The 23,541-nt window shown below is 72.5% G+C and carries 24 protein-coding genes and 1 riboswitch; of the genes, 17 read left to right on the top strand and 7 right to left on the bottom strand.

Annotated features, from left to right (window positions below; all coding sequences use genetic code 11):
- Nucleotides 1-47: 47 nt before the first annotated feature.
- Nucleotides 48-1,022, bottom strand: a complete 975-nt coding sequence (locus tag DSM112329_RS20560) for a fatty acid desaturase (protein ID WP_354698428.1) — start codon at nt 1,020-1,022, stop codon at nt 48-50.
- Between the two features lie 103 nt (nt 1,023-1,125).
- Here DSM112329_RS20560 and DSM112329_RS20555 point away from each other — a divergent pair, with 103 nt between their 5' ends.
- The 4 genes from DSM112329_RS20555 (at nt 1,126) to DSM112329_RS20540 (ending at nt 4,879) form a co-directional block, all read left to right on the top strand.
- Entirely contained in the window at nt 1,126-2,244 is a 1,119-nt protein-coding gene (locus DSM112329_RS20555) for a hypothetical protein (protein ID WP_354698427.1), read from the top strand.
- A 52-nt stretch (nt 2,245-2,296) separates the two neighbouring features.
- On the top strand, nt 2,297-2,818 hold the full coding sequence (locus DSM112329_RS20550; RefSeq protein WP_354698426.1) for an Rrf2 family transcriptional regulator: 522 nt from the start codon (nt 2,297-2,299) through the stop codon (nt 2,816-2,818).
- A 64-nt stretch (nt 2,819-2,882) separates the two neighbouring features.
- A complete protein-coding gene (gene sufC / locus DSM112329_RS20545) occupies nt 2,883-3,656 on the top strand; it encodes a Fe-S cluster assembly ATPase SufC (RefSeq protein ID WP_354698425.1) in 774 nt (257 codons plus the stop codon).
- Nucleotides 3,653-4,879 (top strand): SufS family cysteine desulfurase, encoded by a 1,227-nt coding sequence (locus DSM112329_RS20540; protein WP_354698424.1) that lies wholly within the window; start codon nt 3,653-3,655, stop codon nt 4,877-4,879. Before sufC ends, DSM112329_RS20540 begins: the two co-directional genes overlap by 4 nt.
- Here DSM112329_RS20540 and DSM112329_RS20535 read toward each other — a convergent pair whose 3' ends face one another.
- Nucleotides 4,880-5,350, bottom strand: coding sequence for an Lrp/AsnC family transcriptional regulator (locus DSM112329_RS20535; protein WP_354698423.1), 471 nt, complete (start codon nt 5,348-5,350; stop codon nt 4,880-4,882).
- An 85-nt stretch (nt 5,351-5,435) separates the two neighbouring features.
- Between DSM112329_RS20535 and DSM112329_RS20530 the strand changes: the two genes are divergently transcribed.
- Genes DSM112329_RS20530 through DSM112329_RS20520 form a run of 3 tightly spaced genes read left to right on the top strand, consistent with a single transcriptional unit; the run spans nt 5,436 to nt 7,188 of the window.
- Nucleotides 5,436-6,305: an EamA family transporter gene (locus DSM112329_RS20530; RefSeq protein ID WP_354698422.1), complete on the top strand. Its 870-nt coding sequence runs from the start codon at nt 5,436-5,438 to the stop codon at nt 6,303-6,305.
- A gap of 30 nt (nt 6,306-6,335) precedes the next feature.
- Complete coding sequence (locus tag DSM112329_RS20525) at nt 6,336-6,770, top strand: iron-sulfur cluster assembly scaffold protein (protein WP_354698421.1); 435 nt, start codon at nt 6,336-6,338, stop codon at nt 6,768-6,770.
- 40 nt (nt 6,771-6,810) lie between these two features.
- Nucleotides 6,811-7,188: a hypothetical protein gene (locus DSM112329_RS20520; protein WP_354698420.1), complete on the top strand. Its 378-nt coding sequence runs from the start codon at nt 6,811-6,813 to the stop codon at nt 7,186-7,188.
- Nucleotides 7,189-7,197: 9 nt separating this feature from the next.
- On the opposite strand, the gene DSM112329_RS20515 is transcribed toward DSM112329_RS20520, so the two are convergent.
- Nucleotides 7,198-8,304, bottom strand: coding sequence for a hypothetical protein (locus tag DSM112329_RS20515; RefSeq protein WP_354698419.1), 1,107 nt, complete (start codon nt 8,302-8,304; stop codon nt 7,198-7,200).
- 379 nt (nt 8,305-8,683) lie between these two features.
- On the opposite strand from DSM112329_RS20515, the gene DSM112329_RS20510 reads away from it, so the two are divergent.
- Nucleotides 8,684-9,346, top strand: a complete 663-nt coding sequence (locus DSM112329_RS20510) for a class I SAM-dependent methyltransferase (protein WP_354698418.1) — start codon at nt 8,684-8,686, stop codon at nt 9,344-9,346.
- A 77-nt stretch (nt 9,347-9,423) separates the two neighbouring features.
- On the opposite strand, the gene DSM112329_RS20505 is transcribed toward DSM112329_RS20510, so the two are convergent.
- Nucleotides 9,424-10,557 (bottom strand): hypothetical protein, encoded by a 1,134-nt coding sequence (locus DSM112329_RS20505; protein WP_354698417.1) that lies wholly within the window; start codon nt 10,555-10,557, stop codon nt 9,424-9,426.
- Between the two features lie 74 nt (nt 10,558-10,631).
- Here DSM112329_RS20505 and DSM112329_RS20500 point away from each other — a divergent pair, with 74 nt between their 5' ends.
- The 5 genes from DSM112329_RS20500 to DSM112329_RS20480 all read left to right on the top strand — a co-directional run bounded on the left by DSM112329_RS20500 (nt 10,632) and on the right by DSM112329_RS20480 (nt 17,115).
- Entirely contained in the window at nt 10,632-10,949 is a 318-nt protein-coding gene (locus DSM112329_RS20500; protein ID WP_354698416.1) for a non-heme iron oxygenase ferredoxin subunit, read from the top strand.
- A 153-nt stretch (nt 10,950-11,102) separates the two neighbouring features.
- Complete coding sequence (sufB, locus tag DSM112329_RS20495; RefSeq protein WP_354698415.1) at nt 11,103-12,575, top strand: Fe-S cluster assembly protein SufB; 1,473 nt, start codon at nt 11,103-11,105, stop codon at nt 12,573-12,575.
- Nucleotides 12,575-13,768 carry a Fe-S cluster assembly protein SufD gene (gene sufD, locus DSM112329_RS20490; RefSeq protein WP_354698414.1) on the top strand — a complete coding sequence of 398 codons (1,194 nt, stop codon included), beginning with the start codon at nt 12,575-12,577 and terminating at the stop codon, nt 13,766-13,768. The genes sufB and sufD overlap by 1 nt, the downstream gene beginning before the upstream one ends.
- A gap of 275 nt (nt 13,769-14,043) precedes the next feature.
- Nucleotides 14,044-15,948 (top strand): CocE/NonD family hydrolase, encoded by a 1,905-nt coding sequence (locus DSM112329_RS20485; RefSeq protein WP_354698413.1) that lies wholly within the window; start codon nt 14,044-14,046, stop codon nt 15,946-15,948.
- 96 nt (nt 15,949-16,044) lie between these two features.
- Nucleotides 16,045-17,115, top strand: coding sequence for a mechanosensitive ion channel family protein (locus DSM112329_RS20480; protein ID WP_354698412.1), 1,071 nt, complete (start codon nt 16,045-16,047; stop codon nt 17,113-17,115).
- Between the two features lie 21 nt (nt 17,116-17,136).
- Here the strand turns inward: DSM112329_RS20480 and DSM112329_RS20475 are convergent, their stop codons facing one another.
- Complete coding sequence (locus DSM112329_RS20475) at nt 17,137-17,601, bottom strand: peroxiredoxin (protein WP_354698411.1); 465 nt, start codon at nt 17,599-17,601, stop codon at nt 17,137-17,139.
- Between the two features lie 20 nt (nt 17,602-17,621).
- Here DSM112329_RS20475 and DSM112329_RS20470 point away from each other — a divergent pair, with 20 nt between their 5' ends.
- The 4 genes from DSM112329_RS20470 to DSM112329_RS20455 all read left to right on the top strand — a co-directional run bounded on the left by DSM112329_RS20470 (nt 17,622) and on the right by DSM112329_RS20455 (nt 21,361).
- Nucleotides 17,622-18,791 (top strand): M20/M25/M40 family metallo-hydrolase, encoded by a 1,170-nt coding sequence (locus tag DSM112329_RS20470; RefSeq protein ID WP_354698410.1) that lies wholly within the window; start codon nt 17,622-17,624, stop codon nt 18,789-18,791.
- Between the two features lie 96 nt (nt 18,792-18,887).
- Nucleotides 18,888-19,060, top strand: a riboswitch (cyclic di-AMP (ydaO/yuaA leader).
- 10 nt (nt 19,061-19,070) lie between these two features.
- Nucleotides 19,071-20,171 (top strand): peptidoglycan-binding protein, encoded by a 1,101-nt coding sequence (locus DSM112329_RS20465; protein WP_354698409.1) that lies wholly within the window; start codon nt 19,071-19,073, stop codon nt 20,169-20,171.
- Nucleotides 20,111-20,584, top strand: a complete 474-nt coding sequence (locus DSM112329_RS20460; RefSeq protein ID WP_354702508.1) for a DUF393 domain-containing protein — start codon at nt 20,111-20,113, stop codon at nt 20,582-20,584. Before DSM112329_RS20465 ends, DSM112329_RS20460 begins: the two co-directional genes overlap by 61 nt.
- Nucleotides 20,585-20,623: 39 nt before the next feature.
- A complete protein-coding gene (locus DSM112329_RS20455) occupies nt 20,624-21,361 on the top strand; it encodes a TIGR00730 family Rossman fold protein (protein WP_354698408.1) in 738 nt (245 codons plus the stop codon).
- Here DSM112329_RS20455 and DSM112329_RS20450 read toward each other — a convergent pair.
- Nucleotides 21,331-22,389 (bottom strand): phosphatidylserine/phosphatidylglycerophosphate/cardiolipin synthase family protein, encoded by a 1,059-nt coding sequence (locus DSM112329_RS20450; protein ID WP_354698407.1) that lies wholly within the window; start codon nt 22,387-22,389, stop codon nt 21,331-21,333. The genes DSM112329_RS20455 and DSM112329_RS20450 overlap by 31 nt on opposite strands.
- Nucleotides 22,390-22,485: 96 nt before the next feature.
- Nucleotides 22,486-23,535, bottom strand: coding sequence for a class I SAM-dependent methyltransferase (locus DSM112329_RS20445; RefSeq protein ID WP_354698406.1), 1,050 nt, complete (start codon nt 23,533-23,535; stop codon nt 22,486-22,488).
- Between the last annotated feature and the right edge of the window lie 6 nt (nt 23,536-23,541).

Genomic DNA, 23,541 nt, shown 5'->3' with positions numbered 1-23,541 from the left:
CCGGCGTGCACCGGCGCGGGTGGTCCCGTCCCGCGACCACGCTCCGGCTAGCGCGCTTTCGCGGCCTGGCGCTCCGGCGTGATGCGGACGACGTCCCAGACCAGGCCAAGACGCTCCAGGCCGCGGATCACCAGGGCGCTCACGTCCACCTGCCACCACTTCAGCCCGTGGGCGGCCGAGGTCGGGAACGCGTGGTGGTTGTTGTGCCACGACTCGCCCATGCTGAACGGCGCGAGCCACGCCAGGTTGCGCGACTGGTCCCCGCTGTCGTAGTCGCGCCGGCCGAAGAAGTGGCACAGCGAGTTGATCGCGTAGGTGACGTGGTGCAGGACGAGCATGCGGATCGCGCCGCCCCAAAGCAGCCCGGTCAGGCCGGCCGTCAGGGAGCCGCCGATCGCCCAGCCCAGCAGGAACGGGATGAGCAGGCCGAGCGCGACCCACAGCAGGAAGTAGCGGCTCACGAAGTTGATGACCGGGTCGTCGATCAGGTCCTTCGCGTAGCGGGTCTTCAGCGCGCGCTGGTCATGCTTGAAGATCCAGCCGACGTGGGCGTGGAAGAGGCCGCCGAGCGCGCCCTTCAGCCCGTGGCCGTGGTCGACGTGCGGGGAGTGCGGGTCGCCCTCCCGATCGGAGAACGCGTGGTGCTTGCGGTGATCGGCGACCCAGGAGATGACCGGGCCCTCGATCGCTGCCGAGCCGCAGATCGCGATGAAGCCCCGCAGGCGCGGGCCTGTCTGGAAGGAGCGATGGGTCAGCATCCGGTGGAAGCCGACCGTGATCCCGAGCGACGTGAAGGCGTACATGATCGCGAACACCACGAGGTCGTGCCACTTCAGCGCGCCGCCCCACATCTGCCAGCCGGCGACGAACAGGGCGACGACGGGGATCGCCGTGATCAGCCCGGTCAGCGTGCGGTCGAGCGTCTCGTTCGCGGTCGGCTGCACGTCGTCCCGGAGTGCCGTCGGTGCCGCCGGGTCGGGCGCGGGCTGCGCGGCGGGGGCGGGCGGGACGGAGATCGACACGGGTTCATGGTCACCCCGCACGTCCCGGCTGTCGACCCATTCGGGGGTATACCCCCCGGCCGGAGCTCAGAGCACCGGCCGATCGACCCGGCATGCTCTGTCCATGGACTCGGCGGACGAGGAGACGGCAGCGCGCACGCTGCCGCTGATCCTCGTGCCCGTCCTGGCCGTCCTCGCGATCGGCGCCGGCGTCGGGATCGCCGAACTGTCGGCGTCCGCATGGCTCGGGGCGGTCGTCGCCGTCGCCGCCGCGGTGCTGCCGTACTACCTCGTCCGGCGACGCCTGCGGCCCCGGGCGAGCGAGCGCGACGAAGGCTTCTACGACGGGCTGAGCCGGCTCGAGGACGCGCTGGCCGACCCGGCACTCGACGATGCCGCCCGCCGGGACCTGGCCGCGCGCGGCACCGCGGAGCTCGAGGCCCGGCTCGAGCGGGAGATGGTCGACGCGGAGGCCGAGGACAGCATGCTCATGGAGCTCGTGCCGACGCTGGTGGTCATGGGGTGGATGGGCGTCCTGGCGGAGCTCCTGGCCGCGACCGGGTACGACGGGCCGGGCGGCGACGGCGACCTGATCGCGCTCGGTGCGGCGCTCGGCATCTATCCGGAGGCCGCCGCCCGCGTGAAGCGGCGGGCGGTCCGCCGGACGGCCCGGCGCCGCGACGCGCTCCGCACCCATGTCGAGCAGGAGGCGCCGCCACCGGCGGGGGCCGACGGCACGCTGTCGTTCCCCGGGCCGCGGACGGCCGTCGGCTGGCGGCGCAGCCGGGTCGCGCTGAACACCCTCTTGCTGCTGCTCTTCGTCGCGGCGGGAGCCGGCATGGCCGTCGCCGGTGCAGCGCTCATCGGCATCCCGATCGCGCTGCTCTTCGCGGCGGTCGTCGCCGTCCAGCTGGGGACGGTGGCGCGGACGCCCCACCCGCTGGTCGTCGACCCCGCCGGGCTGACCGTGATGGGGCAGGGCCCGATCCCCTGGCCGGCGATCGCAGGGGTGAACGTAGGGGTGCAGCAGCGCCGGGTGCGCACGCTCGTGATCCGGCTGGACGAGCCCGCAGGGCGGGACACGGACCCGGACCGGCCCTGGCTGACGCGCCGGATGCGGCGCAACGCCCGCACCTCCGGCGGCGCGGCGATCAGCCTGCCCCTCGGCACGCTGGACATCGCGATCCCGGTCCTGCGCGAGCGCCTGCGCGTGGCCGGGGGCGTCGACCTGACCCTCACCTGAGCCACTGCGGCCGCCCCGGCCATCTCCGACCTCGCTGGTAGGATTGAAGACGATGATCTTCACGACGAAGGCGGAGTACGGCGTGCGGCTCCTCGTCGAGCTCGGCCGCCACGGCGCCGAGCAGGGCGAAGCCGCCGGTGCCGGTGCCGTCCTCTCCCTCAAGGCGATCGCTGCCGCCGAGGGGCTGCCGCTCGCGTACCTCGAGCGCATCGTCGCGCTGCTGAAGAAGGCCGACCTCGTCGAGTCCACGCGGGGCGCGCACGGCGGCTACCGCCTTAAGCGCGATCCGGCGACGATCTCGATGGACGAGGTCATCGTCGCGCTGGAGGGCGCCGTCGCCCCCATGACGTGCTTCGTGGACGACACCGACAGCCCGCGTGTGCTGTGCTCCCACGAAAGCGACAGCGGCCACGGCTGCGCCACGAAGCTGCTCTGGATGCGGGTTCAGGGCGGCGTCATGGAGAAGCTCTCGCAGACCACGCTCGCCGAGCTCGTGGCGTTCGCGACCCGCGAGACCGCACCGGTCCGCGGCGCGGCCCACACGGGCGCGCCGCTGACGATCGCGGCCGGCTGAGCCACCGCCCCACACACTTCCCGCAAGACCGACCCCGAACACCCGAAAGCGACACCTGACACCGATGTCCCAGCTCGAGATCCGCAACCTCCACGTCCAGGCCGACGACAAGCAGATCCTGCGCGGGCTGGATCTCACCGTCAAGCCCGGTGAGATCCACGCGCTCATGGGCCCGAACGGCTCCGGCAAGTCCACGCTCGCGAACGCGATCATGGGCCACCCGTCGCTCGAGGTGACCGAGGGCCAGATCATCTACGGCGGCGAGGACATCACCGAGGCGTCGCCGGACGAGCGCGCGCAGCTCGGCCTGTTCATGGCGTTCCAGTACCCGGTCGCCATCCCCGGCGTCACGATCGCCAAGTACCTGCGCACGGTCATGAACGCGCACCGCGTCGCCAAGGGCGAGCCCGAGATCTCCCTCAAGGAGTTCCGCAAGACCGTCGAGGAGGCCATGGCACTGACCAAGGTCCCGAAGAACTGGTCCTCGCGCTACCTCAACGACGGCTTCTCCGGTGGCGAGAAGAAGCGCCTGGAGACGCTCCAGCTCGCGCTCCAGCGCCCGACGATGGCGGTGCTCGACGAGACCGACTCCGGCCTCGACATCGACGCGCTGAACACCATCGCCGAAGGCATCAACACCGTCGCGAAGTCCGCCGGCACCGGCGTCCTGATCATCACGCACTACCAGCGGATCCTGCACATGGTGAAGCCCGAGCGCGTGTCGATCATGTACCAGGGCCGCATCGTCCACGAGGGCGGTCCGGAGCTGGTCGAGCGCCTCGAGTCCGAGGGCTACGGCTGGGTCGAGGCGCAGGTCGCTGCCACGGCCGCGTCATGACCGTCGCCGCCTCCGGGTTCGACGTCTCCGGCGCCTTCCCCACGCTGGAGCGGGACGGCCTCGTCTACCTGGACAGCGCGGCGACCTCGCAGACCCCGCTGCCCGTGCTGGCGGCGATGGACGACTACTACCGCGCGCACCGGGCCTCGGTGCACCGCGGCGTCTACCCGCTCGCCGAGGAGGCGACCGAGCTCTACGAGAACGCCCGCGGTCAGGCTGCGGCGCTCGTGGGCTGGGGCGTGGACGAGACGATCTTCACGCGCAACGCGTCGGAGGCCACGAACCTCGTCGCCTACACCTGGGCGCGCACCAACCTGAGGCCCGGCGACCGCGTCCTGGTCACCGTCATGGAGCACCACTCCAACATCGTCCCCTGGCAGCTCGCGTGCGAGATGACCGGTGCGACGATGGCGGCCGTCCCGGTCACGGACGACGGCCTGCTGGACCTCGATGCGCTCGACGCCGAGCTCGCGGTCGGCGACGTGAAGCTCGTCGCCGTCGCGCACGTGTCGAACGTCCTTGGGACGATCAACCCGGTGCAGGACATCGTCGCCCGGGCCCACTCCGCCGGCGCCGTGGTGCTGGTGGACGGGACGCAGGCCGTCCCGCAGATGGCCGTCGACGCCGCGGCCATCGACGCGGACTTCTACGTCTGGACCGCGCACAAGGCGTACGGGCCGACCGGGATCGGGATCCTGCACGGCCGCCGCGAGCTGCTGGAGGCGATGCCGCCGTTCATCGGCGGCGGCCACATGATCAGCACGGTCACCATCGAGAAGTCGACCTGGGCCGAGCTGCCCGGGAAGTTCGAGGCCGGGACGGGGCCCATCGCCGAGGCGATCGGGATGGGCGCGGCGCTCACGTTCCTGGAGGGCCTCGGGGGCCTGGACGCGGTGCGTGCCCACGAGCTCGACGTGACGGCGTACGCGCTGACGCAGCTGGCCGACGTGCCGGGCCTGACGATCCATGGCCCGCTCGACGCGGCGGCCCGGGGCGGGCTCGTGTCCTTCCACCTGGACTGCGCGCACCCGCACGACATCGCCGAGATCCTCGGCCGGCGCGGGGTCTGCGTCCGGGCCGGTCACCACTGCGCCCAGCCGCTGATGAAGCGGCTCGGCATCGCCGCGAGCACGCGCGCCTCGTTCGGCGTCCACAACAGCACCGCCGACGTCGACCAGATGATCGCCGGCCTCGGCCGCGTGATCGAGCTCTTCGGGGACTGACTACCCGACCGCGTCCACGTCGATCCCGCGCCGCGGGACGGGGGAGGACTGCATGATCGCGCTCGTCGTCTGCCCGAACGCGGCGAACGCGTCGATCAGTCGCTCCAGGTGCTCGACGTCCCGGACGTACGCCGTCATCACGTAGCAGTCGTCGCCGGTGACGCGGTGGCACTCCACGACCTCGGGCGTGTCGCGGGCCAGCTGCGCGACGTCCGCCAGCAGGCGCGGCGACGGCCGGATCCGCACGTGGACGCCGAACCCGTATCCGATCCGGCGCGGGTCCACCTGTGCGCGGTAGCCGGTGATGACACCGGCGGACTCGAGGCGGCGGACCCGTTCGGCGACGGCGGGGGACGACAGCCCGACGCGCCGGCCGAGCTCGGCCATCGAGACCCGCGCGTCGTCCTGGAGCTCGGCAAGCACGCGGAGGTTCGTCGCGTCCAGCAGACCGTCGTCGGTGATCGTCACCATGGGCCGTCGATCTTATGGCCAGCGGGCCGAGATGCCGTCGATCATGGCTGTCCGGGGCCGCGTCGGTGCTCGACCATGTGTCGACGTGAACGCACTCGACCCACCGGCCGCCGCGCCCGCCGTGACCGTTCCCCCGCACGTCTGGTTCGTCGTCAGCGCCTTCTTCCACTATCTGGGACCGGCGTTCGCGGTCCTGCTGTTCGCGCGGGTCGACGTGCTCGGCGTGGCCTGGCTGCGCATCGTCGCGGCGGCGCTGATCTTCGCGGCCTGGCGGCGGCCGTGGCGTGCCTACCGCGCGCAGGACGACGCGGGGCGCCGGCTGCTGCTCGCCTGGGGAGCCGTCCTCGCGCTGATGAACGCCTGTTTCTACACCGCGATCGACCGGCTCCCCCTCGGGACCGTGGCCGCTGTCGAGTTCCTGCCGGTGATCGTGCTGGCCGCGCTCGGCGCGCGCACGGGACGCAACGCCGCCGCGCTCGGGTGCGCTGTCGCCGGCGTGTACCTCCTCACCGGTGTGCAGTTCGCGAGCGCGCCGGTCGGCCTGGCGTTCGCGTTCGCCAACGCCGCGCTGTTCGCCACGTACATCGTCCTGGCCGATCGCGTCGCCAAGCGCGACGCGGTGAGCGGGATCGACGGCCTCGCGGCCGCGATGCTGGTGGCCGCCGTCGTCATCACGCCGATCGGCGCGGTGGCCGCGCTGCCGACGCTGGGGGACCCCGTCGCGCTGCTCGCTGGGCTCGGCGTCGGCGTGTCGTCGTCCGTGATCCCGTACGTCTGCGACCAGCTCGCCCTGGCCCGGCTCGCCCGCGCGACCTACGCCCTGCTGGTCGCCCTGCTGCCGGCGGTCGCTACGGTGATCGGCATCGTCGTCCTGGCACAGCTGCCGACGGTGGCCGAGCTGACCGGGGTGGCGCTCGTCATCGCCGGCGTCGGACTGCACCGGGCGCCGGGCTGAGGACCCCGCCGGGCTACAGTGAGGCGGACTATGGACGACATGTACCGCGAGGAGATCCTCCAGCACTACAAGCGGCCCCACCACTGGGGCCCGATGGAGGATCCCGACCTCGAGGCCGAGGACAACAACCCGCTGTGCGGCGACGAGCTGAAGGTCATGCTCCGCGTCGGCGAGGGCGGCGTCATCGAGGACATCCGGTTCGACGGCCACGGCTGCGCCATCTCGCAGGCGTCCGCCTCGATGGCCTCCGATGAGGTCATCGGGATGAAGGTCGACGACCTGCTGTCGCTCGAGAAGTCGTTCGTCCTGGACCTGCTCGGGATCGAGATCTCGGCGACGCGGATGAAGTGCGCGCTGCTGTCCCTGAAGGTGCTCAAGTCGGCCGGTCTGGGCGGCGCGGGCGTGGACTGGGAGGCCGGCGTCCCCGACGCCGTCCGCCCGGCCGGCAGCGTCGACGCGGTCTGACGCGGCCCTCGCTTCCGCCGTCGAATAGAGTCCGTCCGCGATGCTGACGACGCGCCTCGGGTGGTTCGGTGCGGTGGCCTACGCGCTGCCGATCCTCGAGGTGTGGCTGCTCACGCGGCTGTCGGAGGACGGGGCCGATGTGTTCCTCGTCGCGCTGCAGGTCGTGTGGGTCATGGCGTTCCTGTTCGTCCTGGACCGCACGATCCGCGGGTCGCGGGCCTACCGCGATGCGCGCGACGCCGCCGAGGCGGAAGCAGCTGCCGAGGCGGAGCGCGAGGCACTCGCGGTGGCCAACGCGGCCGCCGCAGCGCGCAGCCGTGCAGAGGCCGCAGCCGCGCGGCGGGTTCCGCGTCCGCTGTCCTCCCGGGGCGGCCGGCCGTCGCTGCTCGCGCAGGACCGGCGTCGCTCGCACCGCTGAGCGCCCGGCTCAGATCGATCCGACGAGCTGGACGTGGTCCAGCTCCGCCACGCCGCCGAACGGCCGGGTCAGGCCGTAGGCGTTCAGCGTCGCCTCGGGAACGCCCTCCAGGCCAGGTGTGTCCGACGCCTGTCCCTTCGTGTGCGGGTCGTTCGCGAAGCCTCCGACCTCGACGGAGTGCTGCGGCGTGCGGTATCCGGACAGTCCGATCAGGTGCAGGTGGAGCGCCTTGCCCATGTAGTCCAGGCGCGCGGCGATGCGCGGCGTGTCCCCGACGCTGTAGTTGGTCCCGGCCGCCTGGAAGAACCCGTAGGCGCCGGCGTGGGGGGACCAGGCGGGTGCACCGCCGGTGGGCAGGCCAGGCCCGGTGCCCGCCGCGCCGGAGCCGGGAATCGCCGCTCCCTGGGTGGCCTGCAGCTTCGCGAGTTGCCGCCGGAGCCGGCCGCGCCGCGCCCGCAGGCCGGTCAGCTGGGCGCGCTGCCGGTGCTGCGCGCGGAGGTAGACCAGCTGCCGCTCTACGACCGCGAGCTTCAGCTGGGCCACCTGGTCGCGCTGGGCCGACAGCGCACCTGTGGTCCGCGCCTGACGGGCCTCGAGGTCGGTCAGCCGCGTGGCCTGGCGCCCGACGAGCCGGCGGGCGGTGCGGACCCGCCCGGCGACCATCGCGTTGTGGTCGGCGACGGCCTTGAAGCGGTCGGCGGTCTCGAGCAGCTCGGCGAAGCCGTGCGCCTGGAGCACGACGCTCACGAGGTCCGGCCTGGGCGCCTCGTACTGGCTGACGAGCTGCCGGGCCAGGACACGGCGGTCCCGCACGTAGCTCTGCCTGAGCACGACGAGGCGGGCGCGCGTGCCGCGGAGCTCACGCTGGAGCGAGGCGAGCTCGTGCCGCTCCCCGGTGAGCACGGTCTGCAGGCCGTCGAGCCGCTGCCGCAGGTCGCCGATCCGCCCGGCGAAGCCCTGGGCGTGCTCCTGGTTCGCCGCGATGCTCTGCCGCAGGCGGCGGTCCTTCGCGGACGAGGACTCGATCTGCTGCTGCACGTCGGCCGCGGAGGCGGCGTCGCCGGTCCGGCCGGACGGCGCGGCGGCCAGCACGAGCGCGGCGATCGCGACGGCCATCGCGGCGCGTTGGGCAGCGCGGGAGCGGCGGGGGGAGGGAGCGGAGGGGACCATGGTCGTGCGGCCCCCGCAGGCCGGCCGGCGACGCTACCAGCGCCGCTTCCCCGCGGCGGGAGGCACGTTGCAGGCGGCCTGTCGGCACTGCGCACGCACGTTCTGGCCTGCTCTCGCGTGGCCGTACTTCACGGGGGGGGGGGCAGTGGTGGATCGCACGGCTCCGGGCCTGGTGGACCGACATTCACCACGAGTGGGGTGGGTGACTGGCGGGTCGCACGGGTGGGAGCCTGGTGGATCGTCATTCACCAGCGCCGTTGTCCTCGATCGGCGGCGAAGGGCCGCCGGCGGCCGCAATCGAGGGCGGCTCGGTAGCCTCGCCCCGGTGCAGCTCCCGCATGCCCTGCGCCGTGCCACCCCGGCCGGCCTGAAACACAACGTGCGGCTGCGTGCGCTCGCGGTCGGCTCAGGGCTCATCCCGCCGCGGGCCATGCACTCCGAGGACGAGGCGGCGCTGCTGCAGCGCCTGGCCCGCGGTCGCCGCCGGGTCGTCGAGCTGGGCGTCTACGAGGGCGGCTCCGCCGCGCTGCTGGCAGGGTGGGTCGACCCGGGGACCGACCTGCACCTGGTCGACCCGTTCGGCGAGCACCCCGACGCACTGCCCGCGGGCTGGGGCGCGCTGGAGCAGGCGACCAGGCGCGTCGTCGCCCGTGCCGCCCGCCGGCGCACGTCAGGCACCGTGAACGTCCACTGGCACGTCGCGCTCAGCCAGGACCTCGCGTCGACGTGGCTCGAGCCCATCGACCTGCTGTTCATCGACGGCGACCACTCCGAGGCCGGCTGTCGCCGGGACTGGGACGGGTTCCACGACAAGGTGTCGGCGGACGGTGTCGTCCTCATCCACGACGCGCGCCTCGGCCGGCCGGGCGGCCGAGGGCTCCCAGGCCCGACGGCCGTCGCGGACACGCTGTTCCGCGGCCCGGAAGCACTGCCGGGCTGGCGGATCACGGACGAGGTCGACCGGACGGTCGTCGTCGCCCGCGCCTGACCTCACACGACGTCGGCGGCGGCCTGCGGCCCAGAGCTCCCATGAGGAGCTTTGGGCCGCACGCCGCGTGCGAAGCCTCAGTAGCCGAGGCGGTCCAGCACGCTGGACTTCTGCGGCTGCTTCTTCTTCTTGTCCTTCTTGGCCTCTGCGGCCTCGGCCTCGGTGGGGGCCGCCGCGGCGTCACCGCCGCCGAACGCCGCGAGGATGGCCGGGTCCATGCGGACCTTCGCGCCGACGTGGCCGTCGCGGGCCTTCGCCATGTCCTCCTTGGAGATGCGGTCGGCGCTGTTGCGGCGCTCGGCCTGCTTCTTCGCGCGCTCGTCGTCCCGCCGCTTGGCGTTGCGGACCCAGGACTGGCGCTCGGCCGCGTCCTCCTTGGACAGCGTGAGCGCCCACAGGTCCTGCACGTCGGCGATCGCGATCTGCTGGGCGGCGAGTGCCTTGCCGATCTTGCCGGCGCTGAGCGAGCCGGCGGAGATCGCGCGGGCGCGGACGCGGAAGTCGCCGTCGGCCGCGACGATCTCGGAGATCTGGTCGCGCTCCTTCTGGGCGAGCTCGCCGAACGCGTCACGCAGGGCCACGCGCTTGCCGTGGATCTCGACGATCGTCCGGGCGGCCTCGCGCAGGTCGTCGAAGGGCAGCGGGCCCTTCTCGCGCGGGGGACGGGAGCCGCCCTGGCCGCGGCCCGGCTTGCCTCCGCCGCGGTTCGACTTGCCGCCGCCACCGCCGCGCTGGCCGCCGCGCTGCTGACCGCCGCCGCCGGCCGGGACACCCTCGCCGGTCGGCGTGAGGTCGGTGGTCGGGACACCGTCGACGTTCGCGGCCTTCACGCCCCAGGCCTTGGCGACCTTGCTGCCGCCGCCACCGCGCGAGCGGCGACGCTTGGGCTTGTCGCCGGCGGGGCCACCCTCGGCCGGTGCGCCCTCGGCGGCCGGTGCCGCGTCGCCGGACGGTGCACCTTCGGCTGCGGGTGCGGTGTCGCCGGACGACGGCGCGGCCGCGTCCGGAGCGGACTCGGCCGCCGGGGCTGCTGCCGGCTCCGGCGCAGAGGCCGCGTCGGCCGCCGGTGCCTCGCTCGCGGGCGCCGCCTCGGCGGCGGGAGCCTCGGCCGCCGGTGCCGGATCGACGGGCGCGGAGGCCTCCGCCGCGGGCGCGGGCTCGGGAGCCGGGGCCTGGTCGGCGGGGGGCGTGGTCGTCTCGTCGTCAGCCATGTCGGGACTTATTGCATCAGGTACGGCCCGGGCATGCCCTCAGCCCGGCCGGATACCATGCGCCGCCTCCCGCGATGAGCCCCCTGATCGACATCTGCCCGCTCGCCGACCTGCCCCCGGGCAGCCGCCGCACGTTCGAGCACGAGGACTTCGACATCGCGGTCCTGAACGTCGGCGGGACGCTCTACGCGATCGAGGATCGCTGCTCGCACGACGACGGCCCGCTCGGCGACGGCCCGGTCGATGCGGCGGCGTGCACGATCGAATGTCCTCGGCACGGGTCGCTGTTCGACCTGCAGACCGGCAAGCCGACCACGCTGCCCGCCTACCAGCCCGTCGAGACGTTCCCGGTGACCGTCGCGGACGGCATGGTCCGCGTCGACGTCGACTGACGACCCGCCCGTCAGCGCACCCACGTCCCGCACGTGGTCCGGTGACGCCTGGACCGCCCGTCGAAGGGGAAGCGGGGACCCGGTCGGTACTATGTCCTACCGAAGCAATCGGATTTACGTTCTGCCGCAGGAAAACCAGTTGGAGACCATCTGATGGCCACGCCCGAGATCGAGATCGACACGAAGTCCGCCTCCGCCAAGGAGCTGACGGCCGACGAAGCCGCCCTGCGCGGCCTCGGTAGCGACTACACCGAGCGCTACGGCTTTCACGACGGCGAAGACGGCTACCTGTACAAGGCGCCGAAGGGCATCAACGAGGAGGTCGTCCGCACGATCTCCGAGATGAAGAACGAGCCGCAGTGGATGCGCGACTTCCGCCTGAAGGCGCTCCAGTACTTCCTCGACCGTCCCCAGCCGACGTGGGGCAGCCCCATGCTCGCGGACGTCGACTACGACGACATCCACTACTTCGTCCGCGCCTCCGAGCGCTCCGAGCGCTCCTGGGACGACGTCCCTGAGGACGTCAAGAAGACCTTCGACCGTCTCGGCATCCCGGAGGCGGAGCGCAAGTTCCTGTCCGGCGTCGGCGCCCAGTACGAGTCCGAGGTCGTCTACCACCAGGTGAACGAGGCGCTCGAGAAGCAGGGCGTGATCTTCACCGACATGGACACCGCGCTGCGTGAGCACCCGGAGCTCGTGAAGGAGTACTTCGCGACGATCATCCCGCCGAACGACAACAAGCTCGCCGCGCTCAACAGCGCCGTGTGGTCCGGTGGCTCGTTCGTCTACGTCCCGCCGGGCGTCCACGTCGAGATGCCGCTGCAGGCCTACTTCCGCATCAACACGGAGAACATGGGCCAGTTCGAGCGGACGATCATCATCGCCGACGAGGGCTCCTACGTGCACTACGTCGAGGGCTGCACGGCCCCCACGTACAGCGGTGACTCGCTGCACTCCGCGGTGGTCGAGCTGATCGCCAAGCCGGGTGCCCGCATCCGCTACACGACGGTCCAGAACTGGTCGCAGAACGTCTACAACCTCGTCACCAAGCGGGCGGTCGCCGAGCGCGACGCGACCGTCGAGTGGGTCGACTGCAACCTCGGCTCCAAGCTGACCATGAAGTACCCGGCGGTCTACCTGACCGGCGAGCGCGCCCACGGCGAGGTCCTGTCGATCGCCTTCGCGGGCGCCGGCCAGCACCAGGACGCAGGCGCCAAGATCGTGCACGCCGCGCCGAACACGACGTCGAACATCTTCGCCAAGTCGATCTCCAAGGACGGCGGCCGCAGCTCCTACCGCGGCCTGCTCGAGGTCGCGAAGGGCGCCCACGGCTCCAAGTCCAAGGTCGTCTGCGACGCCCTGCTGCTCGACGAGACCAGCCGGTCGGACACGTACCCGACGATCCGCATCGGCGAGGACGACGTCGACGTCGGCCACGAGGCGACCGTCTCCAAGGTCGGCGACGAGCAGCTCTTCTACCTGATGTCGCACGGCATCTCCGAGGAGGAGGCCGGCAAGCTCATCGTCAACGGCTTCATCGAGCCGATCGTCAAGGAGCTCCCCATGGAGTACGCCGTGGAGATGAACCGCCTGATCGAGCTGCAGATGGAAGGGTCGATCGGCTGATGTCGGTCGCCGGCTCCACCCTGGACTTCCCCGCCCTCCCGTCCTACAAGGGCGCGCCGGGCTGGGAGTTCACCCCCCTCGGCAAGCTCGACGTCGACGCGTTCGCCCCCGCGGCCGGCGGCAGCGCCGAGCTGGCCGCGTCGCGGGCGCTGTTCCCCGCGGAGGGGACGGTCACCGTCGCCGCCGGGGACAAGGAGCCGGCCGCGACCTCCGAGGGCCCGCTCGTGCTGTCGCTCGCGCTCGCCCGCGAGCGCCACCCGGACCTGATCGCCCGGCACCTCGGCTCGGTCGTCAAGGACTCGCCGCTGGTCGCCCGCAACGACGCGCAGTGGACCGACGGCGCATTCGTCTACGTCCCGCGCAACATCCAGGTCGAGGCGCCGATCCACCTGTCCGCCGTCCACGAGCAGGCCGGCACCTCCCTGAACACGCGCACGCTCATCGTCCTCGAGGAGGGCGCCCAGGCCGAGGTCTGGGACGAGCTCCTGTCCGCGGACGACGAGGTCGAGGGCCTCGTCAACACCGTCGTCGAGCTGTCCGTCGGGAAGAACGCCCGCCTGCGCTACGTCGGCACCCAGAACCTCAACGAGAAGTCCTACGTCCTCGGCACGCAGCGCGCGATCGTCGCCGCCGACGGCCACCTGGACTGGATCACGCTCGGCTTCGGCGCGAAGCTCGGCAAGGTCTTCCTCGAGACGAAGCTCGACGGCCGCGGCGCACACGCGGGCGTCACCGGCGCCTACGCGACGCACGCCCGCCAGCACCTGGACTTCGACACCCTTCAGGAGCACGCAGCGCCTTCCACCACGAGCGACCTCGCGTTCCGCGGGATCCTGGACGGCCGCTCGCGCACCGTCTGGCGCGGGATGATCCAGGTCGACAAGGAGGCGCAGCAGACCGACGCCTTCCAGGAGTCGCGCAACCTGCTGCTCGGCGGCAAGGCCCACGCCGACGCGATCCCCGGGCTCGAGATCCTGGCCGACGACGTCCGCTGCACGCACGCGGCGGCGATCGCCAAGATCGACGCGGAGCAGCTGTTCTACCTGCAGTCCCGCGGACTGCCGACCGGGACCGCGCAGCGGCTGGTCATCGAGGGGTTCCTGCAGGCGCTGGTGGAGCGATTCGAAGAGGGCGCGGTTCGCGAGGCGATCGCTGGGGCGCTCGACGCTCGGCTTGCCGCTGTTCTTGGCTGAGTAGGGCCACCGGGCGGGGGCGGTCATGCCCCTTCGCTTTCCGCCGACGCGGCACCGCCGTAGCAGAGGCTCTCGTTCGCGGCCATGGCGCTTCGGGGCATGACCGCCTTCCGCCCGTCGTCGTTGCGGCGCCGAGAACTCCGGCGCTCCCTCGGCTCGCGCCCCGGCGCCACCTCGTCGGCTGGGGTGCTGAGCTAGGGCAGTCATCCCGGAGGCGATGCAGGTATGCCTGGTTTGTCGCGGAACAGACCTGATTCTGGTATAAGTCCGCGCGGATGTTCGGGGGAACACGCACGGATGCGCGTGGGGCACGACGCCATCGGGGCGTTCGCTTCGGGCTGCTCGTCGCCACGCTGACGCTGCTCGGTGCGTCGCCCGCGCATGCGCGCGAGATCGTCGTGCGGAGCTTCGACGGCACGAAGCTCCTGGCGACCTACTACCCCGCCGCGAGCCTGCCGTCCGGCGAGCGCGCTCCGACCGTCCTCGTCGGCCACGGGTGGGGTGGGCATCGCGCGCTGGATCCGGACTCGGCGTCGAGCCCGGCCGGCTCGATCGGCCTGCGCCCGCTGCGCCTGGCCGGCTACAACATCCTGACGTGGGACGCCCGCGGATTCGGTGCGTCCGGCGGTGAGGCCAGGCTCGACGACCCGGCCTCCGAGGGGCGGGACGTCAGCGCGCTCATCGACGCCGTCGCGCAGCAGCCCGACGCGGTCCTGGACGGGCCCGGCGACCCACGCGTGGGGATGGTGGGGTCCAGCTACGCCGGCGGCATCCAGCTGATCGCCGCCGGCCAGGACCAGCGCATCGACGCCATCGTGCCGGACCTGGCGTGGAACTCGCTACGCGAGGGCCTCACCCCCGACGGCGCCTTCAAGGCCGGGTGGGGGCGGATCCTGCTCGGCCTCGGCGTCTCGCAGTCGCTCGTCCCCGGGCTGATCGCCAAGACGGGCCTGGAGTCGGGCTCCCTCGACCCCGCGGTGACCCGTGCGCTCACCGAAGGGGTGATGACCGACGCGCTCACGCCGCCGTCGATCGCGCTGCTGCACGCGCGGGACGTCAGCACCCTGGTCGGCCGGATCACCGCACCGACCTTCCTCACCCAAGGCACCCCGGACACCCTGCTGACGTTGCGCCAGGCGATCGCGAACCACGCGATCCTCCGCCGCAACGGGGTCCCGGTGAAGATGCTCTGGCACTGCGGTGGCCACGGCGCGTGCCTCAGCAACCCCGGCTCCGAACCCCACCGCATCGAACGCGCAGTCCTCGCCTGGTTCGCGCGGTACCTGCAGCGCGACCCGCTCGCGGAAACCGGCCCCGGTTTCGAGTGGGTGTCCCAGGACGGCGTCTGGCACAGCGCGCCCGACTACCCGCCGGCCCCCGCCCCGGCCACGTGGGCCGCCCGCGGGGCCGGGACGCTCGCGATCACCCCCGGGGTCGGCCCGGGGAACTTCGTCACGTCGGCGCCGTCACCCCTCGCGCTCAGCGTCCCGCTGCCGCCGCCGACGGAGGAGCTCGACGTGGTCGGCCCGCCGCAGCTGACGCTGGCCTACCAGGGGGCAGCGCGTGGCGGCCCATCGGTCCCCGTCTTCGCCCAGCTCGTGGACCTCGACTCGGGCACGGTGGTCGGCGGCCAGGTGACCCCGCTGCCCGTCGTGCTCGACGGTGCGCCGCGCACCATCAGCCGCGACCTGGAGACGGTGGCGCTGCACGTGCGGCCGGGGGCGCGCTACGCGCTGCAGCTGATGCCCGCCAGCTCGCTGTTCCGCGCGCAGACGGCCAGCGGCACGTTCACCGTCACGCGCGCCGACGTCACGCTGCCGGTCGTCCAGCCGGGCCTTCAGGCCCCGCCGCCGCCCGCGGCGTCGGTCCGGGCCGCCGAGGGTCGCGTGACGGTCACGGTCCCTGGTGTGGTGCGGGCTGCGCGCGGGAAGCGGGCGTTGCAAGTCCGGCTGCGCGCCGACGGCGTGGCGCTGCGGGCGGCCGACGTCCGCGTCATCGATCCGTTCGGTCGTCGCGTGGGCACGCTCGTCATCCGCAGCCGGGTCCGCGCCGGGGCCGCGCGCCTGGTCCGCGTGCGGCTGGCAGGGAAGCTGCGACGGGTCCGCTACCGGGTCGCTGTCCGGTACACGACGACCGCGGGGCGCCATGGAACCGCTTCGCGGAGCATCACCCTGCCCTGACCGGACGATCCGCCGCCCAGGTGGGTTACACGTCTCATGCTGACGTGATCCGGGGTTTTCGACCTGGCGCGATCGGCAACGACCTACGGAATGGGTTTGTCCGCTGTCCTGTCCCCGTCCGTGTCGCTGGCCGACGTCTCCGTCCGCCGGATGGACTCCGTCTGCGGTGACGATCCCCGTTTCTGGTGCCGGACGCTGCTGAACGCGACCGACAACCGGACGCTGGCCACGCTCGGCGACACGATCATCGGGACGCCCCTGCGCATCCTCGGGATCCTGCTCATCGCGTTCATCGCGAACCGCCTCGCCCGCCGAGGGGTCCGGACGCTGCTCGCGCGCCTGCAGCCCGGTGCGCTGCAGCTCCCTGGCCGGATCCACCGCCGTCGCCGCGGCGTCGACGAGGACGGCGCCCCCGCCGCGCGCAGTCGCCCGATGGCGAGCGTCCTGGCCTCGACCGGGGAGAACAACCTCCGCAGCGAGCAGCGGATGGACGCGCTCTCCGGTGTCCTGCGCTCGATCGTGTCGTTCGTCATCGGCCTGATCGCCGGCTTCATGGTCCTCGGTGCCGTCGGCATCGACCTCCGGCCGCTCCTGGCCGGCGCCGGCATCATCGGCCTCGCCGTCGGCTTCGGCGCGCAGTCGCTCGTCAAGGACTTCCTGAGCGGGATCTTCATCCTGGTCGAGGACCAGTTCGGCGTCGGCGACATCATCGAGATCGACGTCGACGCGGCCGGCACGGTCGAGCAGGTGTCGCTGCGGACCACGCGTCTGCGGGCCGTCGACGGCACCGTCTGGCACGTCCCGAACGGCCAGATCGCGAAGGTCGGCAACAAGAGCCAACTGTGGTCGCGGTCGCTGCTGGACGTCGAGGTCTCCTACGACACCGACATCGAGCACGCCAAGGAGGTCATCCAGGCCGCCGCGGACCAGGTCTGGAAGGAGAAGGACTCCGTGCTCGAGCAGCCCGACCTGTGGGGCGTGGAGGCGCTGGGGGCCAGTGGCGTGACGCTGCGCCTCGTCGTCAAGACCACGCCGGCCGAGCAGTGGCGCATCAGCCGGCTCCTGCGCGAGCGCATCAAGGCGGCGTTCGACAAGGCCGGGATCGAGATCCCGTTCCCTCAGCAGACAGTCTGGCACCGGCCGGCGGAGGACCCCGCCGCACCGTAGGCCGATCCCGCGTGCCCGCGCTCAGGCGGCGGCGGGCAGGGCGTCCAGCGCCTTCTTCAGGTCGTCCACGTCGTCGTAGGTCAGCGACAGCGGATTGCCGTGCTTGTGCGCGACCTTGCCCTGCTCGTCGATGATGAACACGGTCCGCTTGGCCATCTTCAGGCGCTTGGCGAAGATGCCGAACTGCGCCGCGACAGCGCCGTCCTCGTCGGCCAGCAGCTCCGTCTTCAGGCCGTGCTTGGCGACGAACGCCTCCTTCGACGCCACCGTCCCCGTCGAGATGCCCACGACCTTCGCGTTCAGCGAGGACATGTCGGCCTCGTGGTCGCGGTAGGAGCAGAACTGCTTGGTGCAGACCGTCGTGTCGTCGCCCGGGTAGAAGAGGAGGACGATGCGCTCACCCCGGTGCTCGGAGAGCCTGAAGGTGCCGCTGGTCCCCTCCAAGGAGAAGTCCGGAGCCTGGTCGCCGACGTTCACTGAACCCATGCCCCTACTTTACGAAGAACATGGATGACTGGCTCAACCTGCACGCCGCCCGGATCGCCGCCTCCGCCCGACAGGACCTCGCGGCGCTCGTCGCCGTCTCCTCGCCGTCGGGGGACAGCGCTGCCGCCGACCGTGTGATCGACCTTGTCGTCGACCGCCTGCCGGACGGCGCCGTGATCGAACGGCCCGCCTGCTCCACGCCCCACCACGCCCGCGACCTGATCGCGCGGATCTCCGGGACCGGCCGCGCGCGTATCGTCCTCGTGGGCCACGTCGACACGGTGATCGCCCACGACGAGCACGCGCCGCTCGCCGCGGACCCCGGCGACCCCGACCGCCTCGTCGGGTCCGGCAGCGTCGACATGAAGGGCGGTGACGTCCTCGCGCTCGGCGTCCTCCACGCGCTGGCCGCCCGCCCGGACGACATCGCCGAGGCCACGCTGCTGCTGGTGACCGACGAGGAGTGGCGGCTCGGCGAGTTCGCCCACGGGCCGCGCTTCGCGGGCTACGACGCCTGCCTGTGCTTCGAGGCGGGGGAGCTGGACGCCGCCGGCGACGACGGGGTCGTCGTGCGCCGCAAGGCCGCGGGGACGATCCGCGTGACCGCTGCGGGTCGGTCCGCCCACTCGGGCACGAGCCCGGACGACGGGCGCAACGCGCTGCTGGCGCTCGCCGCGACGGCCCAGGCGATCGCCGCGTGCCACGACCCCCACGGCCCCGACCGGGTGACCGCCGTCCCGACGGTGATGCACTGCGGCGGGGCGTTCAACGTGGTCCCGGCGGCCGGGGAGCTGATCTGCGACGTCCGGGCCGACCGGCTGAGCGCGTTCGCGGCGGTGCTGGCCGCGGTCCCGGCCGAGGTCGGCGGCGCCACCCTCACTGCGCAGAACCTGCGTCACTGGCCCGGGATGGACCACCGGGAGTCGATGGCGCCGATCCTCGCGGACGCCGGGGCCCGGCTGGGATCGCCGATCACCGCGGGCAGCCGCGGCGGTGCGAGCGACGCCAGCCACTTCGCCGCCGTCGTGCCGCTCTGCGTCGACGGCCTGGGGCCGCTCGGCGGCCTCGCGCACGCGCCCGGGGAGTACGTCCTGGCGTCGTCGCTGGAGCGTCGCGCGCGGGTCGCGCTGGCCGTCGCGGACGCCGTCATCGCCGCTGTCGACGCCGGCCGGGGAACTCCTGCGGACTAGGCACACCTGCGCGCAAGCCTTGAAACGGGGCTTGCAGGCGACTTCGGGAAACCTCGTGGCATATCCGCGCGGTCTTCTGTAGCCTTCCGCGCGTCGTCATTGCACAAGCCGAGTCGATCGCAGCCCGCCTGCGTGAGATCGGGGGAACCAGTCGGTCGCATGCTCTTCCAGGTGCGGCCATGGGGCGAATCGTCACTTCACCGTGGCGTAGGGCAGCTCTTTCAGCCCGAGTCCGTCAGCTAACCCCGTAGGCACCCGAAAGAGCGAGGTCTCATCCCCGTGCTGCATCGTCGTTATCGCCGTACCCGCGTCACCAAGTCGCAACCCGCCTCACGTCGTCGTCTTACGCACCTGATCTGCGCGCTCGTCCTCGGCTCCTTCGCCGGGCCGGCGCTGCTCCCCGCCGCTCCCGCCCTCGCGGCGAACAAGCTCGGCGACCGCTCGCTGCGGATGGGGGACAAGGGCAAGGACGTCAAGGAGCTCCAGCAGCTGCTCGTCCAGGTCGGCATCAAGACCACCGTCGACGGCACGTTCGGCGCCGGCACCAAGAAGGCCGTCCAGCGCTTCCAGGGCATCGCGATGCTCGACAAGAGCGGCACCGTCGGCCCCAAGACGATCGACGCCCTGCGTCGCTCCGCGGCCGGTGGCAGCAAGGCGCAGTACGACGGCGGCGGTTTCAGCACGACGTCGGGCAGCACGAAGAGCCTCGGCGACCGCATCCCGGTCCGCCCCGGCATGAGCGGCCACGACATCAAGGTGCTGCAGGACTTCCTCAACCGCGCGGGCTTCAAGGTCTCGGTGGACGGCGAGTTCGGCAAGGGCACCACGACGGCCGTCAAGAAGTTCGAGAAGGCCAACAAGCTTCCGCAGGACGGCGTGGTCGACGCCCCGGACATCGAGGTCCTCCGCGGCCAGGCGTCCGCCGGTTCGGACGCGACCGCAGCGGCCCAGCCGCTGAAGCTCGGTCCCGGTGACCGCGCGACCGTCGGCCCCGACGGCCTGGCCATCGCCCCGGCGTCCGCCCCGGATGCCGTGAAGCAGATCATCGCCGCGGGCAACAAGATCGCGAAGACGCCGTACATCTACGGCGGCGGGCACGGCAAGTGGGAGGACAAGGGCTACGACTGCTCCGGCAGCGTCAGCTACGCCCTCCACGGCGCCGACCTGCTCGACGCCCCGCTCGTGTCCGGCGACTTCCCGTCCTGGGGCGAGAAGGGCCCGGGCCAGTGGGTCACGATCTACGGCAACGCCGGCCACGTCTACATGGTCGTCGCCGGCCTGCGCTTCGACACCTCGGGTGCGAAGGAAGACGGCAGCCGCTGGCACAAGAGCAGTCGGCCCACCAAGGGCTACGGCGTCTCGCATCCGGTGGGTCTCTGACGCATCAGCTTCTGTACGACGCGGACTGCGGCTTCTGCCGCTGGACCGTCGTGCAGATCCTCGCGTGGGACAACAGGGGGCGGCGCGGCCTTGAGCCCGTCGCCATCCAGTCGCCTCGCGGTCAGGAGCTCCTGGCCCCGATCGCTCCGGCCGATCGTCTGAAGACCGCGCACGTCGTCGCGCCGGACGGGTCGATCCGCTCCGGTGGGGACGCCGTCAGCGTCGTCAGCGGGGTCCTGCCCGGGGCCGCGCCGTTCGGCCTGATCGCGAAGCTGCTCCCGTGGCTCGTCCGCGGCGGGTACGGCCTCGTGGCGCGCAACCGCATCACGATCAGCAAGGCCGTCCCGAAGGCGCGGAAGGCCCGCGCCGATGCCGAGCTCGCGCGCCGTTCGGCGCCGGGCACCACCGCCTGATCACCTGCCCGCCGGTTCCGGGCGGTAGCCTCGCCTGAGATGACGGAGCGCCCGCACGACCCCATCGCCCACAGGGCCCGCACCCCCGACGAGGAGCTGCTCGCCGCCGAGCTGCCGACCGTCGAGGGGCAGTACACCGACGACCAGCGCGTGGAGCGCATGGCCGCCGAGATCACGATGGGCTTCGACCGCCTGCGCGGCACCACCCGCGCGGTCTCGATCTTCGGCTCGGCCCGGATCCCTGCGGGCGATCCGATCTACGAGCACGCGCGCGAGGTCGCCCGGCGCCTCGGCGAGTCCGGCTTCAGCGTCATCACCGGCGGTGGGCCCGGCATCATGGAGGCCGGCAACCGCGGCGCCCAGGAGGCGGGCGCGCGGTCGATCGGCCTCAACATCGAGCTGCCGTTCGAGCAGGGCGGCAATCCGTACCAGGACGACGCGCTGCTGTTCCACTACTTCTTCACGCGGAAGATCATGTTCGTCCGGTACGCGGGTGCGTTCGTCGTTTTCCCGGGCGGTTTCGGGACGCTCGACGAGCTGTTCGAGTCCCTGACCCTGATCCAGACCGGCAAGGTCGCCCACTTCCCCGTGATCTTCGTCGACAGCGCCTACTGGAGCGGGCTCTTCGACTGGATCCGCGACCAGCTCCTGACCCGTGGGCTGATCGCCGCCAAGGACCTCGAGCTGCTCCACGTCACCGACGACGCGGAGGAGGTCGTCGCCATCTGCGAGCGCGCGATGGGGCTTCAGTGGGGGACGAGCACCGGCGAGGGGTAGCGCGCCCGGAGCGCGTCGACGAAGGTCGCCAGCTGCGTCGCGATGGCCGCGTCGCGGATCTCGACCACGTTCTCGGCGTTCAGTTCCCCGGAGCGGCTGAGGTTGAAGGACCCGATGAACGCCGTGTCGTCGGCGACGGTCACCTTGGCGTGCATGTAGTCGTGGACCGACCCGCGCCCGTACGGCGCCGACGGCTTGCCGGTGAAGTGCGCGCCCGCCAGCACGCGCTCGAGCAGCGGCGCCTTCCAGGCGGACGCGGGGTTCTGCCGCCACTGCTGGAACACCTGCAGGATCTGCGTGGCGTCGCAGACGCCGGCGATGTCGACGCGCTCCTCGGCGACGACCTCGGCGAGCGTCCCCAGGATCGGGCCGGCGGTCAGGACGGGTGACGCGATCCGCACCCGCGTGCGCGCACTCCCGATCGCCTTCGCGATCCGGTGGCTCAGCGCCTCGCCGCGGCCGGGGCAGAACCACGCACGCACCGCAGCACCGCCGACGTCGACCGGCGGGACGTCGAACGCCCCTGAGCCCTGCACGCGCTCGCTCGCCCACAGCTCGTCGAAGTTGCGGCCGAACGCCTCGGCGACCTGGCCGGACTGGATGGTCACGATCGCGTTCTCCTGCAGCGTCCAGGAGTCGAGCGTCCAGTTCGTCGACCCCGTCCACACCGCCTCCCGGTCGCGGACGACGTACTTGTGGTGCATGAGGTCGGGCTCCCCCGGGATCGCCTTCAGCGGCAGGCCCAGCTGCTCGAGGATCGCGGGGGCGGTCGACGGGGGCGGCGGGAAGCGCCGCGTCGGGGGCTCGTCGTCGCCGTTGTAGGCGATGCGGACGACGACGCCGCGGTCCTTCGCGGCCCGGAGCGCACCGGCGACCGCGTCACCCACGGCGCCCGGCAGGCGGACGTCGTAGAGCGCCAGGTCCAGCGAGCGGGTGGCCACCCCGAGGAACGCGATGAGCGTGGCGGCGGTCTGCTCGGGCGGCTGCTCGCCCTGGACCAGGGTGCGGACGGTGATCGGCCGGGACATGACCGACGACCGTAACGCCGCCGGCCACCGGGCGTGTTGCGCAAGGGTCACATCGACGGCACTTCTGACCACACGCCGCGGCTGCGTCGGGCGTGGTCAGGCGCGGCCCAGGACCAGGACCTGTCCCGGCGCGCGGACGAGTCGCTTCACCCGGACCTCGTGCAGGCCGGCGTCGACGAGCATGCCCGTGAGCTCGCCGGCGGTGCACGTCCGGGCGCCGCTCGTGATGTGGAACAGCACGCCGGTGAGCGTGCCGATCTGGGTGCCCGCTTCACCGTCGGCCGGGCGCTCCTGCTCGAAGACCGCCACCCGCCCGCCCGGCGCCATGGCGGTCCGGACCCGGCGCAGCAGCGCGACCGCCTCGGCGCGGGACAGGTGGTGCAGGATGTTCGCCGCCAGGGCGATGTCGTAGCCGGCGACCGGGCGCGGCAGGTCATCAGCGTGGAGGTCGGCGACCACGTGCTCGACCCGGTTCGCAAAGCCGGCCTCGGCCACGATCGTCCGTCCGATCCGCGCCGCTCCCTCGAGCTCGACGATGGTCGCGCGCAGCCGGCGGTGGCGGCGGCACAGCGCCATCGAGTACCCGCCGTGCCCGCCGGCGACGTCCAGGAGCGTGCGCGCGCGGCGCGGCGCCCCGATCGCGCGGGCGACGTCGGCCGCGCTGACCCGGGAGATCTGCAGCAGCCCGCGCATGTACCGCCCCCAGTACGGGTCCTCGGCGTCGAAGGCGTGGATCTGCTGGATCGGCCCGCCGCGCAGCACCGCCTCCAGCCCGTCGAACGCGTCCCACATGTCGTGGGTGAAGGCCATCCAGTCGGTGACCGCGCTCCGCCCGCCGGCGGTGAGCGTCCGCCGGCCCTTCGCGGACAGGCGGAACCGGTCGCCGTCCGCCGCGAGGTAGCCGAGCGCGTGCAGCGCGGGGAGGACGACGCCGAGGCCGTCGGCGGTCACGTCCAGGCGCCGCGCGAGCTCGCCGACGCCCGCGGGGCCGTCCGCCAGCGCGTCGAACACGCCGACCTTCCAGGCCACCATCAGCGTCCGCGCCTGCATGAGCGCGACGTAGCTGTCGAAGATCGGCTCCGGGACGAGCCCCGTGGCCAGGCCGACCGCCTCCGGAACGCTGTCGGGCCGCAGGCTCAGGCGCATGCGGCG

Origin of the sequence: Paraconexibacter sp. AEG42_29 (genome assembly GCF_040581415.1) — a bacterium.
In the GTDB taxonomy this organism is placed as follows: domain Bacteria; phylum Actinomycetota; class Thermoleophilia; order Solirubrobacterales; family Solirubrobacteraceae; genus Paraconexibacter.
Note: the sequence above shows the minus strand (reverse complement) of the source record. Positions and strands in the feature narration are given on the sequence as shown.